This window comes from Aliivibrio sp. 1S128, from assembly GCF_001691065.1.
Classification (GTDB): Bacteria; Pseudomonadota; Gammaproteobacteria; order Enterobacterales; family Vibrionaceae; genus Aliivibrio.
This window is the reverse complement of record NZ_MAJV01000102.1, coordinates 280,175-294,658: the sequence shown is the minus strand read 5'-3', so window position 1 is coordinate 294,658 and position 14,484 is coordinate 280,175. Positions and strand designations below refer to the sequence as shown.

The following is a 14,484-nucleotide window of genomic DNA, read 5'->3' as shown; positions in this document are numbered from 1 at the left end:
AAGATTTCTTTTGATGTGTAAAATAAATAGGTAGTTTGTTTTATTTTGTAACGAGGAGTAATTTCTTTGGTTTAGATCAAGAAACCTCACAGTATTGTGAGGTTTTTATTATGTTACGACTGGTTTTTATTCTTAAATTGCATTTACAAAAAAACGTTAAATTAACGTTTCAGCCTCTTTGAATACTTTCATTGCTTGTAAGTGCTGAGAGATTTTCTGAAACTTATGGCTCTCATTTTCATCCCAAATAATTTGGTAATAAGGAGAAAGTTCAGCCGCACTGCCTTTGTTATCTCGAATTTCATCATTCTTAGACAAAATACAGAGACAATGTTCTTTATTTTTCTGACGGAATTTCTCTACACACTTAGTCGCAATATCTGCATATTCTTCAGGACGATCAATTCGACCTTCCATATTAACTTCTGGATGTAGGTTCGGGTTAAACATAACCTGACGTATCCCACATAAGAATCCAATACGTTCAGCCCAAAAGCCACCAAGACCAACACCACAAATAATAGGGTTTGGATCACCCGCTTGCTCAATCACCTTATACACTTCTTTTAATAAGTGCTGCATATCATGCTTAGGATGCAAAGTACTGTAATTAATGAAACGGACATCTTCGTCGATAAACTGAAGTTGTCTCACTTTCTCATGATTACCAGGGCTTGTTGAGTCGAAGCCGTGAAGATAAATAATCATGTATTCCCCCTGTTTCTTGAATAAGAATTTTCCATAATAAGTTAATTTAATCTACCATGAAAATTAAGGTTTTAAAGCTCTTAACGTTAACAATAATGAGAACAGTGATCTACCCTAGGTTATTTAAAATTAAGTGGTAGCAATCCTTTTAATTTTATCATTTCTCGCTCAGCTAACTCTTGATAACTGGCATCTTTAAGTAATTGATGCCCTAACGAAAACCATAAAGACCCCATAAAACAAACCCATGGAGTCCAATGTTTTACTGCTCTCTTCCATTCTGCCTCATCAAAACCACGCTGTAAGCAGTAACCATGAATAACCTCATCAATATCAAACTGGTTTGCAACAATCATTAAAGTTAAGTCTTGGCTTGGATCCCCCATTGATGCAAACTCCCAATCAATCAAACCATACCCATTTGTTGTTTTTATTATGTTATAAGCACCAATATCGTTATGGCATAGACAGGTAGAAAACAAAGCACGATCTTCTCTTTGTGAAAAGTAATCAATGTAGGCTTGCATTTCTTCTGTCTGATTTTCTGGCAACAATGATGACCAATAATCCAAGATACGTGACTTTACACTCATCACATCTTGCTTCATTGAACGTTCAAACGCATCGAGTGGAAGTTGATGTACTTTTACTAATAAATCCACTGCGACGTCTTGTGCAGCGTCAAGAGCAATCACCTCCCCCTCAAACCATTCAACTAATAGGCCATGCTCATTGAAGTTATGCACTCTTGGTGCGAATGGGCAGTCGTATAATACGGTTAAAATCTCACGCTCTTTATTTCTATCTGCACCGAGTAATGTGGCTTGTTCTGACACTGGTCGCCAAACAAACGTTCCTTCTTGCGCTTCCACTTTTAAACAGGCATTAGTTAACCCACCAGAAAGTAATGACACTTTATTTATGTTTAATCTAAAACCTGTAAAATCCATTTCCATTGTTTACCCTATAAAACTCATTAATAACATAGCGTTGCGTCAGTCTATCACAATCAAAAATTTCGTTTCATTTCGTCTCAAATTTGCATTATAAATTGATTTTACATTCTTATTAATTATATCTATTCAAATTTAATTTTTTCGATTACTATCCGCGCCCTACGTGTCTCTTCGGGATTAACTATTATACTGTTTCTCATTTGACGCACTTATTACATACCTATCCAAATAAGCGGTTAATCAAACACTTAAAGTAGACTGGTGTTATTTAGGATCGAGAGATGTCCTCTAACGCTTTATATACTGATTTATCTGGCTATTACGATTTAATGTGCGCTGATATCGACTATCAAGAGCAAAGTAATTTTGTTCGTCGTATACATCAAATCTTTGGTAATCATGGAAGAGATTATCTTGATTTAGCTTGTGGCACAGGGCCGCACGTTAAACATTTTATTAATTACGGATATCAAGCAAAAGGCTTAGACATTAACCAACCTATGCTTGATCTTGCAAAACTCCGAAACCCTGATGCCGAATTTATTTTGCATGATATGAGTAATTTTACCGTTGATGAACCTTTGGATTTAATCACCTGCTTTCTTTATTCAATTCATTACAATGCAAATATTGAAAAGCTAGCAGAGTGTATTGCAAGCGTTCATGCCGCATTAAACTCAGATGGTGTATTTTGTTTTAACTCGGTAGCGAGAAATAAGATTGATAACCGCTCATTTGTAAAGCACCCTGCGGAACATGAAGGCAGTCAATTTACGTTTCAATCAGGTTGGAATTATTGTGGGCAAGGTGATAGCCAACATCTGCTTCTGAAAATTGAGAAAACGACAAATGGTGTAACTGAAATTTGGGATGATAAACACCCAATGGTGGCGGTAGATTTTGACCAGCTAAAAACACTGTTAGAACCGTATTTTGACGTTCATTTATTTGAACATGATTATGAAAAGATCACTCCGTTAAATAAAGATTCAGGTAACGCTATCGTTGTCTGTGTAAAAAAATAATCTGTACGTATTGAATACAAAAAATCCGCCAACTAAGGGCGGATTTTTCATTTATATTCTGATGCAAAATATCTGCAATACAAAATTATAAGTAGTTAGCGTCAACTAATTCGCTGATCTCTACTTTGCTTACTTCTGCACGGCTGTCTAACCAATTAGCAACCAATAGCTGCTCTTCTGCTGTTGCTGAACGGTAACGCTCAGTTGAGCATACAAAACCTTCAAATAACTCAAGACCACCACCGCAGAAACATAAATCAATGCTGTTGATGTAATCAATAAACTCGTCTACGAATACATCATACTGGTCAAAATCTTTAAATTCAGTCGTACAGCTTACTTCAAAACCAAGAAGCGCAAACTCGCCTAGGTACAATTTTTTACGAATACGGCGGTTTTTATTCTCTAATTTGTTCGGTTTCATAGTATTTCTCTCTTTGATTTATCTACCCTTAGTTATACTCCTTTCCTTCGCTTTTCCCAAGCGTTGATTGAAAGAAAATAAATAAGTTTTCACCTACAAAAAAGCCAGAGTAGCTTCCTACTCTGGCTTTTCTTATTTCAATTAGATTTGGGTGATTACCAACCTAATAAACTTTTCTCTTGTTGCTTACGGATTTCTGTTTCATCAGCCCATTCGATTAAGCCAGTTTCTAAATCCATTAGACGCATTGTCATTTTATAGTAAACATCTTTGTCGCTACCTGCATTTTTTACGATGCTAGAAAGGTTGCCATAAAGCATGTACTGAGCACCGACCATTTTACCAAATTGAATCGCCGTATTTTGATTTACTAATTCATCATTGTTTTGGAAATCTAGTTGTGAACGAACCGCTTCTACACGATCCATATCAACGAAACGGAATTTACCCGAATTAAGTAATTTAGTACTGATAGAATCAGTCACTGATTCTGTATCAATATGTTCACTTGTTTTGTTTTTAATGCTTTCAACAAAAACAATTGGACGATTACCTTGAGTAATTTGAGCAACAGCACCAGAAGACAACATACTTTCTGTCATTTCACCCGCAATTTTCTGTAGGTCTGTTGAACCAAAATCTACCGTTGTCGTTTCAACTGCTTGAGCATCGCCGTAACTTACCTTGTTAGAACAGCCACCGAGTAATACAGCTAAGCTTAATAACGCAATAACACTTTTATTCATTTTTCATTTACCTCTAGTGAATGTTTTATCTCAAATAATACCAATATATAGAAAGATATTATTCCAGTGTACGAATTTGAACACGGAATTGAGTTGCCTCTGGTTTCATTGCTACGCCTTGAATACTCATCGTATCTAAACCACGAACAATAAACGTACGCCAAGGTGAATCCGACCCATTAACTTCTAAACCTTGAGCGTCATACCAATAAAAGCGATATTGAAGCTGTTGGTCCCCAGTGAATTTACTTGTCACTGACACGATACCACGGACCAAGCCATTGTTATCTTGAGTACTGATTTGCTCTACAGATAAACGGCTGCCAAGTACATTATCGCCAAAAAGTACTTTTTGAGTACTGCTATCAACACTAATACCGGCAGTTTGACTTGAACTACAAGCTGCTAATGCCAACGGTAGTAGCAAAACGATAAGCCATTTTTTCATTATATTTCTCCTAATTGTTTATGCCACCATGTGACGGCGTTTCCTTGCCTTGATACCCAGACTACAACGGTATGACCTTCTTTAATTGTAAAGTCTAGTTCATTCCCTAGATATTGAATCTTATTATTACCCGCTTTAACATCCATACTCGTCACACTGATAATGGATGGCAACGTTTGCCAACTACGTGTGTCTGGTTGTTCTGTTAACGAGTTAAATATAGTGAGTACAGCATTAGCCAAATCTTCTTCTTTGCTATTTCTTGATGTTTTACGCAATTCATCTTTAGCAACAACACGTAGTGCCTGTCGAATAACCATAGCAGGTATACGCTCATTCAGATCATTTTTAGCCATCAAAGTAACATCGGCAAGTTCATCTGAGATTAACGTTTTATTGTTTACTTTTAGAGGCGGAAAAACATCTCGATTTATTTTTTTGTAATATGGTAAAGCTAAATTATATTGGACAAAATTACCTTGACTGTCCCACATCGGTAATCGTAATCGCCAATCAGAAAGCTGAGGCAAAATACCTTGCTCATCAATGATGATGACACGGCTTTCAGAGCGACTTGGTACTTGATAAGTACCATATTTCTTCTCTAGTATTTTGATATCATTGCGCATACCAAGTCGACGAGCCAAACGCTGAACAGATTCAATTACTGTTTTATTATTTGGGGCGACAGCCAATGCTCGCTTATAGTCAATGTATGCATCATTATAGTTACGATTGGTTTCAAACAATAAACCAGAATAATAGAATAAGTAGCCGTTTTGAACCGCTGCCAATTGATCCCCTACATCTGGGTAATTAGCTAAAATCGCACCAACGTTCGCATCCACACCTTGTTTCTTTGCTTCTTTCTCGGCAGATCGTAACTCTTTCTCTCTATCTTTCTTCGCTTGTTCTTGAATGTAGTTTGCCTTTCTAACCTCAATCAAAGCGCCTTCCAAATCATTATTTTTTAAATAATTTAATGAAAGATAAAGATGCAAATAACCCAACTCATAATCCGCTGGTTTATAATCAATTAAATTATCGTTAGTCACTAAAGAACCAACTTGGTTTGCAGAATCTGAAACAGAGATAACAGCTTGGTCACTTTGTATTCTGGCCGCTTGTTCTGCCCCCTCAAAATCCGCTTTACTTTCTGCGTATTGCTCACTCAATAAAGCAACTCGACCACGCTCTAGATTATCAAGAATGGGGCCTCCGACTTCAGGAGCCTCTTCACTGTATGCTTGCTTGGCATCGCCATTTTTTACCAACTGATAAGTATCATCCGTCTGGGCAGAGTAATGGCTAAATAAATTACCAACAGACAGGTTTGCACACCCTGATAATAACAAGGTAAACGAAAGTACAATGGATTTTTTCAATATCGATGTCATTAAAATAGAAAACTCTCAGTTAAAAAAATAAGGCTCCACTACAGGGGAGCCTTATTTGAGATCTATTAACTTAATAGCATTGGCCCCAGTGGACGCCCGCCCACAAGGTGCATATGAATATGATACACTTCTTGGCCGCCATGAGGATTACAATTTACAATCAAACGATAACCTTCTTCTGCAATGCCTTCTTCTATTGCTATTTTCTTAGCTGCTGTAAACAGACGCCCCATGATCAATTCATCTTCAACTTCTACATCATTAGTCGTTGGGATAAGTTTATTTGGAATAATTAATATGTGACTTGGTGCGCGTGGATTAATATCACGAAACGCTGTAACTAAATCATCTTGATAAACAACATCCGCAGGGATTTCTTTACGAATAATTTTGCTAAAAATAGTTTCTTCAGCCATGACTCATCTCCAATAAAACACAGTTTTTTTTATTTTCCATTAGCCCTAGTATGCGTCACAATTTTCTCGAAAACAATCACTTGAATCATAACTTCACGACAAACTCATTCTCTTTATATAAAAAACCCTTAAAAAAATGAGAGTCACCTCTCCTTATGTATTGCTGATTTTATAGATATTGTCACAACAGGTGATGATAAATAATCATAATATGTCCACTTATTATCTCCAAATTAAGACAGAGTGCCAATTACACATTTAAGCACTGGTTTTAATTAAATTAATACTATATAGAGAGTAAGTACATGAATAGTTCGGTAGTACGTCGAATGTATGCAGGTTTTTCACTTATCGTGATCTTGTTTATTACGACGGTTATCCTTATGCTCAACGGAACGAGTAATATCCACAATCAAATGAAATCAGTCTCTTCTGATTCCTTACCTCTTGTTAGCTTATCAAATGAAACAAGCGTAACCCTTCTTGCTGCAGATAAATCATTTAAAGATTTCTTAACAACCAATGACCCCGCTCAAATGCAACAAGCACGACAAGCCTTTACTGAAACCGAAGCTGCATTTAATAAAATTTATCAGCGTTTAATTAATGTCGCAGAACAACAAAACACAGGTTCTCAACAACAATCAGAGCTATCTAAAATCAAAGAAAGTTATTTCAACGAAGCAAAAATAGCCATGGACAATTATCAAGAGCTATTACTGGCTGATGACGAGAAGCAAAAAGCGACTCGCAACTTTCAACGTTTATATACTGAACTCAGCGTTCGGATGAAAGAATACGTTAATGACCAAGAAAGCATTGCCATTAAAATGATAGCAAAAAGCTATTTTGTAAAACTTGAAGATGCCGAGCTAATTACTTCCGATGCACTCGCAAGTAACAACATTGAATTTGTAAAAAAAGCAGTCAATCAAAATAAGAAAGCCGTCACTCATTTAAATTATGCTTACCGTGGTTTGGTTAATCAGTTACCTCAGCTAAAAGAAACGTTCGATAAACCGGTAAGTCAATTCAGTGCCGAAGTTGGACAAAAAGAAGGGATATTAAACACCCATTTCGTTTATCTAAATGCTAAAAATACACTTTACAACAACATTTCTAGCCTCGCTAACCAAATTGATCGTGCATTAATGGTATTAACCTCATTTAATGAATTAGCAAATCAAGGTCTACAACAATCATTAAAACAAGCCGAGGTTATTTATCAGCAAAGTGTATATAAAGCGCTCGCGTTAGGCGTTGTGGTTTCTCTATTTGCAACTATCATCGGTTTTCACCTAGCATCATCTGTAAGAACACCACTTCAAAACATGCTGAAAATTTTAGAATCTCTGACGTCTGGAGATATGACTCAACGTATTGAAACAAAACATAATACTGAATTTAGCCGAGTATCTCGCCATATCAATACCGTCGCAGACAATTTACAGAAAGTCCTGCTGCAACTAAGCCGTGCCTCAGATGAGTTAACCACCGTTGCTCAAAACAATAGCTCGACTGCAGAAAGAGCAAAACAACAACTACTAAACCAACGCGAACAAACAACAAGTGTTGCAGCCGCAATGACACAAATGGAGCACTCTGTTGTTGAAGTTGCATCAAGTTCAGAAAGCTCTCTACTTAAAGTTCAAGAAGTTGAAGCGGCCTCAGAGCATGGCCAAAAAGTAATGAAAAGTAACTTACAAACCATTGAACAACTATCACGTCGCCTTGATGAATCTGTACAAGCAGTTGGTAATTTACAAAAAGTCAGCAGTGAGATTGGATCTATTTTGGACGTAATTAATAAAATTGCAGAACAAACCAACTTACTCGCCTTGAATGCCGCAATAGAAGCCGCTCGCGCTGGTGAGCAAGGTCGAGGCTTTGCCGTCGTTGCCGATGAAGTCCGAGTTCTTGCAAAACGTACCGCTGAATCAACCTCAGAAATCGAGGCTATGATTGCAAACCTTCAATCAAGCTCAAAAACAACCACAGTGGTTATCGAAAGCTGTGTTTCAGATATGCAGCAAAGTGTAAGCCAAACAAATGAGGCTAATACTGCAATGGTGATGATCCAAAATTTAATAGATGAAATAAGCCACATGAGCAACCACATTTCTCAAGCTGCAAATGAACAAAGTGCAACCACCACAGAAATTGCACGCAGTTTAGAGGACATCAGCCACATTGCAGAAGAGAACCAAACCGCAATGAATGATATTGCTAATGTCAGTTCTACATTGAATGAATTAGCACATCAACAAAGTGATATCGTGCATCAATTTAAGGTTTAATTCATGATTCAATACGCAATAACATAAAAATATTAGCAAATTCCTACAGAAGTACTGATTCATGTTCTACGCTATAAATAGATCGCTAACAATGATGTGTTTCTAACTAAAGGACTGAAATATGAAAAGATCATCTTTACTTGTTGCTGTTGCTCTAACTACTGTAGGCTTCTCCTCTTCTCTACTTGCAGAGGTGTACGTCGGTGGTAAATTAGGCTTAGGCCTTCTTGATGACGCCTGTTCCGCCTCTGGTCCCTGTGACGATGATGCATTTGGATACGGTGCATACGGTGGTTATCATTTCACTGAACGCTGGGGATTAGAGCTTGGATTCGATTCTATTGGCGAGTTTGAATCTAGTCATTCTTATAACGGGACAACAAAATATGTTGATAGCCGTCTTACCGCCCTTTCTCTAGCTCCTCGTTATACTTTTTCTGCTACTGATACCATCGATATATTCCTCAAAGCTGGTGCCGCTTACATGGATTATAGCAGTGCAAATGACACGGTATTTACTGCTGGCTTAGGGAGTGAATTGTCATTTAGCGACAATTTAGCGTTACGTCTGGAATACCAATATTTTGACGATATTGATGATAGTTACATCTATGATTTATCATCACATTTCATCTCCCTGGGTTTGACCTATACCTTCGGTAGTGCTTCAAAAGCAGCAGCACCAGCAGCTGTAGTAGCGGAAGAAGTAATACAAGAACCAGAGCCAGAGAAGCAAATGGCAGAGCCTATTGAAGAGCCAATGGAAAATAAACCAATGGAACCGGTTGTAAAACAAGACAAGGCTCAATCACATCAAAACCTATTTAAAAATAATGGTTCTGAGCTCGCACCAGAAAGTCATGCTGAACTTGATTCAATTGCCGCAATCCTAGTTGAACATCCACAAGCAAATGTGAACATTGTAGGTCATACCGACTCATCAGGATCAGAAGCTTACAACCAAAAAATATCAGAAGATAGAGCAAACGCAGTGTCTGACTACCTACAAGAGAAAGGGGTAAAAGAAAGCCAAATCAATGCGTCAGGTGAAGGCGAATCTAATCCTATTGCCACCAATAAAACAGCTGAAGGGCGAAGTGCTAATCGTCGTGTAGATATTGATATTCCTAACTTTGAGTATTAATACTTTTAAAAAATAGAATAAAAAAGGTGGATAAATTATCCACCTTTTTTTATTTAAACTAAAAATAATGATTACCGCGAAAACAACATGTATGAATGTGCCGGTATAAAAAATCTAAGATTACCCTGCTGCGGTGCATAGTAAGAATTAGACCCTCTTTCTAACCAAACAACATCAGATCCAACACTCATATTTACTTCAATATTATGATCCGATTTATTTAACGCCACGATACCACTGTCTCCTCTTGCAAAAATCAAGTGATCATCACTGGCCTCAACCAGTCGTTGTTCTTGCCCATACATCTGGTTATGAAATGCCATTAGCGCAATCATACGAGCACTTTTCCACTCTTCCTTCCAACGTGGTTGATTGTGCTTATTTTTAATCCCACTGGTTTCAAGCTCTGAATACACTAATGGTATTCCGCCCTCTCGACCAAACAAATAAGCATAAGCGAGCCATTCATTCGATTCACTCATGACTAAATCTTTAAACACATCGTTATTTGGAATATCGTGAGTAATGGCAAACGTAATTGCGCGTAGTGGAGACAATGCCATGCCGTAGCAATAAGGATCAATTAATGACTTAAACGAGCCTTTATTTTCTAAGGTCTGATACAAAGAATTAAACAAGGGGAAATCATACGCTCCCAATGTCGTTCCTTGCAGATAAGGATTCAAAAACGTCTCATATTCTTCTTTTGTCGCACCACCGTCGGTAATTATCTCACCAAAGATATGCACATCTTGGGTAATTTCTTCATCCCACACTTTATTCAAGTGCTCAAGCGTCATGTGTTTTGCCGCATCGATACGGAATCCTTTCACACCAATCTGTTTCAACGCTTTTAAATAGGCTCTTTGCTGAGCCACAACATGGTCATTATCCGACAGTGTCGGTAAACCAGGATCATGCGGCCCACCTGAAATTCGACCGTTTTGCACTTCCCACTTATCGTTCCAGTTTTCAATACCGAACGCTTCTACAAAATCAGATTCAGAAAACAGTGGCTGAGATAAATCACCAAACAACGTTAATGACTCGTACTTTTTAGGTTCACGAGCGTAATCTTCTCTATCCCATTGATTAGGAAATTCTAAGTCCGCTCTAATATCCGATTCATTCGCCATGTGATTAAACACGACATCAACGTAAACCCAAATATTAAGTTCAGCTAAGCGTGACACCATACGAGTGAAATCAATGGTATCTCCCAATGGATTGTCGATAAGACGGTAATCTTGTGGTTGATATCGCTGCCACCATTGAGTACCAGATGGCAATCGAAGAGATTTCATCGCAGGAGATACTAAAACCGAGCGGTAACCCAAACTGGCAATCAATTCAGCTTGTTCAGCAACATCTTGATAAGTCCAATCAAAAGCATGAAGAATGATATTACTAACCGTTGGAACTTTTGTTGAGTGCCATTGTGTTTGCTGGCTCATTATTTTTATCCTTTCATAGGTAACACCATTCAATTATAAAAAGTCCTTATTTTGCTTTCCTCCTCCTTTATCCTATAAAATGAAGTAGGAGCAGTAGGGCGTAGATCACAAAACAAGTACTGCTTAACAACGATACCAGAAAGGATATCTGTTCATAACTTATTCTATAATAACAAATTATCTTCAATTGGAATAAAACGATCGGCTGCATCAATTAATGAATTTGCCGTTAAATTCTGAACACCATACACTTCAACTTCTTTGTTAAAACGTGACTGAATTCTCTTAACGAGTAACTCAAAATCACCATCACCAGACAAAATAACAACAATATCAGCCTGCTCAGCCAACTCTATTGCATCAAGAGTGATGCCAACATCCCAATCGCCTTTAGCGGAACCGTCACGACGTTGAATAAACGGTTTTAACTTTACATCAAATCCAATACCACGAAGAATATTATGAAACTGCTTTTGCTTATCATCACTACGAGCAATGGCATACGCGTTTGCACCAATGACCTTGCGACCATCAGTCACTTTTGCCCATAATGCATTATAGTCAAAATGACGTTGGTATACGTCACGCGTAGTGTAGTAGATGTTTTGCACATCAACGAGAATCGCAACTGTTTTCATATTTCACCTTCGTAGGAAATTATTCAATGAGTCTATATGAATCCCTTTAATTTAGGTATACTTCGCGCAAATTTTGTATTGGAAAGACGGTAAAATGACTAAAGGCTACTCTTGTATTGGATTGGTAAACCCAAAAACACCTGAAAATGTTGGCTCAGTAATGCGAGCGGCTGGCTGCTATGGCGTAAACTCAGTATTTTACACAGGCAGACGTTACGATATCGCCAAGAAATTTTGTACGGATACAAAAAGCCAGCATCTTAACGTTCCATTGATCGGCGTTGAAGATCTAAAAGACATCATTCCTTTAGATTGTGTTCCTGTTGCTGTCGATCTTATCGAAGGCGCAAAGCCGTTACCAGATTACAAGCACCCTCCTCGTGCGTTTTACATTTTTGGCCCAGAAGACGGTACATTGAAAAAAGAGATCACTGATTTCTGCCGTGAGACTATTTATGTCCCAACCAATGGCTGCATGAACTTAGCCGCAGCTGTGAACGTGATCATGTATGATCGCATGGCAAAAGGCGAAAACTTCTCAAACCATAAATAATCTACGTTAAGCTAGATAAATAAAGGAACTCGACATGTTTGATTTGTCACGTATTTCGGGTTTTGAAAACGCATCAATTACCCAAACCGATACCCTACAAACCTTGTGGGGCGGATATGGGGAGTTGGTGCGTTTGCATTTAATACAAGCACCCACCTCTTCTATCATCATCAAACAAATCACCTTACCCAAGCCTAAAGTACATCCTAGAGGTTGGAATACGGATTTATCACACCAACGTAAACTCGACTCATACCAAGTGGAACTCAATTGGTATCAAGGTTACGCCAATGCAGTTTCTACCCATTGTCCTGTACCGCGCTGTTTATACGTAGAGCAGCGTGATAACGAGCTAATCTTAGTACTGGAAGATTTAGCGACCTGCGGTTTTCCAATTGTAAAAACTGGACCATTACAAACCAGCGCCTCTATAAGTGAAACCAAAGCCTGCTTAACGTGGCTTGCAAACTTTCATGCAGCACACCTTAATGTTGAGCCTATTGGTTTATGGCAAACTGGCACTTATTGGCATTTAGACACGCGCCCTGATGAGCTTGAAGCCTTAACGGATTTACCATTAAAACATGCAGCAGTTAAGATTGATGAAACACTTAAAAACAGCCGCTATCAAACCTTGGTACATGGTGATGCTAAGTTAGCGAACTTCTGTTTTTCTGAAGATGGAAAACACGTTGCTGCGGTTGATTTCCAATACATAGGAAAAGGCTGCGGTATGAAGGATGTGATCTTATTTATCAGTAGTGCCGTTATGCCAGAACAATGCGCAGATCTTGAAAATGAATTACTGGATCATTACTTTACACAACTTAAAATCGCCCTATTACGTTTAGGTCGCACCGAAGCAAGTAACGATATTGAGCAAGAGTGGCGACCACTGTTTTGCATTGCTTGGGCTGATTTTCAACGCTTTGTAAAAGGCTGGAGTCCAGAGCATTGGAAGATAAATGGGTATACGGAAGAACTTAAAGAAAGAGCGTTGAAGGTTTTGTAGGGAAAGGTCGCAAGTGAGCGACCTTTTTTGTGTGGGGGTTAGTGGGTAACTGATATTTGGACAGAACCTTGTCAGCTGCTTTGCTAAATTAGCGATCTATGGATTACTAAATTATGGAAAACGTCGACCTACAAAAGGCAATGCCCGACCCCACGAGTTTATCGCAACATGGGGGTTACTTTATGTCACACATTATATTCGTAGTGGATCTTTTTATATCGTCGCGGATGCTGCTAGTACATCCACCAAGTGGATTTCAGCATTATGTCGATTATCCTTTTTGCTCAATAAACGATCGCCTCCAATTAGAAAAAATAGCTGATCTCAATTTCATTTTGTTTAAGTAAATCAAGCCACGAATCCGATTTAAAAAACGCATAATCAGCGACTCGAAAATTCATCCCCCCTATGATATTACGCGTTTCAGGAGCGTCCAGCATTGGATGGCTAGCCAGATAATGAAGCCCAGGCTTTAATGCAGCCAGCATCGGCTTATACTGGCTAACTCGTTGCTCCACTCGATTGGCTATCATTCCATCTGGCAGTTCAAAAATCATGTTAAAGCCATCGGTTCCTTTTTTCCCTATACCAACCAGCGCATGTCTAGTCGGATTAAAAACCGAATGATGAGGTAACGAAGCGTGAAGCTTATATTCCACTGCCAGCTTTTGAAATAGCGCACGCAAATCTGCCCTCATATAGAGAAATCCGGTGTGACAGTCGATGTGCTGCGGTTTTAAACCCACACGTAGCGCCGTATCTAACTGAGCTCTAAGTTCCCTTTCAACGTCAAGTGCCTGCATTGTTTGTAGGTTGTCGTTGATATCGTCATAGAAGCAACCGTTATCGAGACATAGACTTGGAACATCGCTAGGTTTACTGATCGGTTTTCCATGATGCACGCCGAGGTGGATACCGTAAGGTATATTATGCTTGGCGAGTACTTTACGGGTATCAGGGAAATCCGGACCATATACCATAAGACTCGTGGAGGAAATTCTTCCCATTTCGTAAAGTTCTAGTGTAGCGAGTATCGTGTCAGGGTGGTTAGCACCGTCATCGACATTGACGATAAGACGTTTTTGATGACTCATAATGAACTCCTTATTCATAATCTACCTTACCTTATGGGTAAGACTACCTGAGAGATAAGTCTGTACGTTTTTGAATTTTCGGCCTTAAATACTGGCGAATGGATATCAGGCTGCAACACTGTTGACAGCGTCAACTCCGTTATAGCTTGATGTGGTTGACACTGTCAACAGG

General features: G+C 38.6%; 15 protein-coding genes. 5 read left to right on the top strand and 10 right to left on the bottom strand.

All coding sequences use genetic code 11. The features are described from left to right. Nucleotides 1–156 precede the first annotated feature (156 nt). Nucleotides 157–708, bottom strand: a complete 552-nt coding sequence (gene ycfP, locus A6E03_RS13175; RefSeq protein ID WP_065591735.1) for an alpha/beta hydrolase YcfP — start codon at nt 706–708, stop codon at nt 157–159. A gap of 119 nt (nt 709–827) precedes the next feature. Beyond that, nucleotides 828–1,664, bottom strand: coding sequence for a phosphotransferase (locus A6E03_RS13170; RefSeq protein ID WP_065601026.1), 837 nt, complete (start codon nt 1,662–1,664; stop codon nt 828–830). A gap of 281 nt (nt 1,665–1,945) precedes the next feature. Between A6E03_RS13170 and A6E03_RS13165 the strand changes: the two genes are divergently transcribed. Continuing rightward, nucleotides 1,946–2,689 (top strand): class I SAM-dependent methyltransferase, encoded by a 744-nt coding sequence (locus tag A6E03_RS13165; RefSeq protein ID WP_065591733.1) that lies wholly within the window; start codon nt 1,946–1,948, stop codon nt 2,687–2,689. A gap of 85 nt (nt 2,690–2,774) precedes the next feature. On the opposite strand, the gene A6E03_RS13160 is transcribed toward A6E03_RS13165, so the two are convergent. The 5 genes from A6E03_RS13160 to hinT form a co-directional block, all read right to left on the bottom strand. Continuing rightward, nucleotides 2,775–3,113 (bottom strand): YggL family protein, encoded by a 339-nt coding sequence (locus A6E03_RS13160; RefSeq protein WP_065591732.1) that lies wholly within the window; start codon nt 3,111–3,113, stop codon nt 2,775–2,777. A gap of 155 nt (nt 3,114–3,268) precedes the next feature. Further along, nucleotides 3,269–3,859 carry a penicillin-binding protein activator LpoB gene (gene lpoB / locus A6E03_RS13155; protein ID WP_065591731.1) on the bottom strand — a complete coding sequence of 197 codons (591 nt, stop codon included), beginning with the start codon at nt 3,857–3,859 and terminating at the stop codon, nt 3,269–3,271. 58 nt (nt 3,860–3,917) lie between these two features. Next, nucleotides 3,918–4,307, bottom strand: a complete 390-nt coding sequence (locus tag A6E03_RS13150; protein ID WP_065591730.1) for a YcfL family protein — start codon at nt 4,305–4,307, stop codon at nt 3,918–3,920. Beyond that, a complete protein-coding gene (locus A6E03_RS13145) occupies nt 4,307–5,704 on the bottom strand; it encodes a COG3014 family protein (protein ID WP_065601025.1) in 1,398 nt (465 codons plus the stop codon). Before A6E03_RS13145 ends, A6E03_RS13150 begins: the two co-directional genes overlap by 1 nt. Nucleotides 5,705–5,769: 65 nt before the next feature. Then, nucleotides 5,770–6,120 carry a purine nucleoside phosphoramidase gene (gene hinT / locus A6E03_RS13140; RefSeq protein ID WP_065591728.1) on the bottom strand — a complete coding sequence of 117 codons (351 nt, stop codon included), beginning with the start codon at nt 6,118–6,120 and terminating at the stop codon, nt 5,770–5,772. A 305-nt stretch (nt 6,121–6,425) separates the two neighbouring features. Here hinT and A6E03_RS13135 point away from each other — a divergent pair, with 305 nt between their 5' ends. Together A6E03_RS13135 and A6E03_RS13130 are read left to right on the top strand one after the other, a co-directional pair. After that, nucleotides 6,426–8,417, top strand: coding sequence for a methyl-accepting chemotaxis protein (locus tag A6E03_RS13135; protein WP_065591727.1), 1,992 nt, complete (start codon nt 6,426–6,428; stop codon nt 8,415–8,417). Between the two features lie 121 nt (nt 8,418–8,538). Then, the gene (locus A6E03_RS13130; protein ID WP_065601024.1) at nt 8,539–9,561 is read left to right on the top strand and encodes an OmpA family protein; all 1,023 of its coding nucleotides are present in this window, start codon (nt 8,539–8,541) and stop codon (nt 9,559–9,561) included. A 71-nt stretch (nt 9,562–9,632) separates the two neighbouring features. Here the strand turns inward: A6E03_RS13130 and A6E03_RS13125 are convergent, their stop codons facing one another. Together A6E03_RS13125 and A6E03_RS13120 are read right to left on the bottom strand one after the other, a co-directional pair. Further along, nucleotides 9,633–11,015 carry an alpha-amylase family protein gene (locus A6E03_RS13125; protein ID WP_065591725.1) on the bottom strand — a complete coding sequence of 461 codons (1,383 nt, stop codon included), beginning with the start codon at nt 11,013–11,015 and terminating at the stop codon, nt 9,633–9,635. 164 nt (nt 11,016–11,179) lie between these two features. Further along, a complete protein-coding gene (locus A6E03_RS13120) occupies nt 11,180–11,653 on the bottom strand; it encodes an NYN domain-containing protein (RefSeq protein ID WP_065601023.1) in 474 nt (157 codons plus the stop codon). Between the two features lie 94 nt (nt 11,654–11,747). On the opposite strand from A6E03_RS13120, the gene A6E03_RS13115 reads away from it, so the two are divergent. Together A6E03_RS13115 and A6E03_RS13110 are read left to right on the top strand one after the other, a co-directional pair. Further along, the gene (locus A6E03_RS13115) at nt 11,748–12,206 is read left to right on the top strand and encodes an RNA methyltransferase (RefSeq protein WP_012550001.1); all 459 of its coding nucleotides are present in this window, start codon (nt 11,748–11,750) and stop codon (nt 12,204–12,206) included. A 34-nt stretch (nt 12,207–12,240) separates the two neighbouring features. Continuing rightward, the gene (locus tag A6E03_RS13110; RefSeq protein WP_065601022.1) at nt 12,241–13,218 is read left to right on the top strand and encodes a phosphotransferase; all 978 of its coding nucleotides are present in this window, start codon (nt 12,241–12,243) and stop codon (nt 13,216–13,218) included. Nucleotides 13,219–13,523: 305 nt separating this feature from the next. On the opposite strand, the gene A6E03_RS13105 is transcribed toward A6E03_RS13110, so the two are convergent. Then, entirely contained in the window at nt 13,524–14,312 is a 789-nt protein-coding gene (locus A6E03_RS13105) for a ChbG/HpnK family deacetylase (RefSeq protein WP_065601021.1), read from the bottom strand. Nucleotides 14,313–14,484 lie beyond the last annotated feature (172 nt).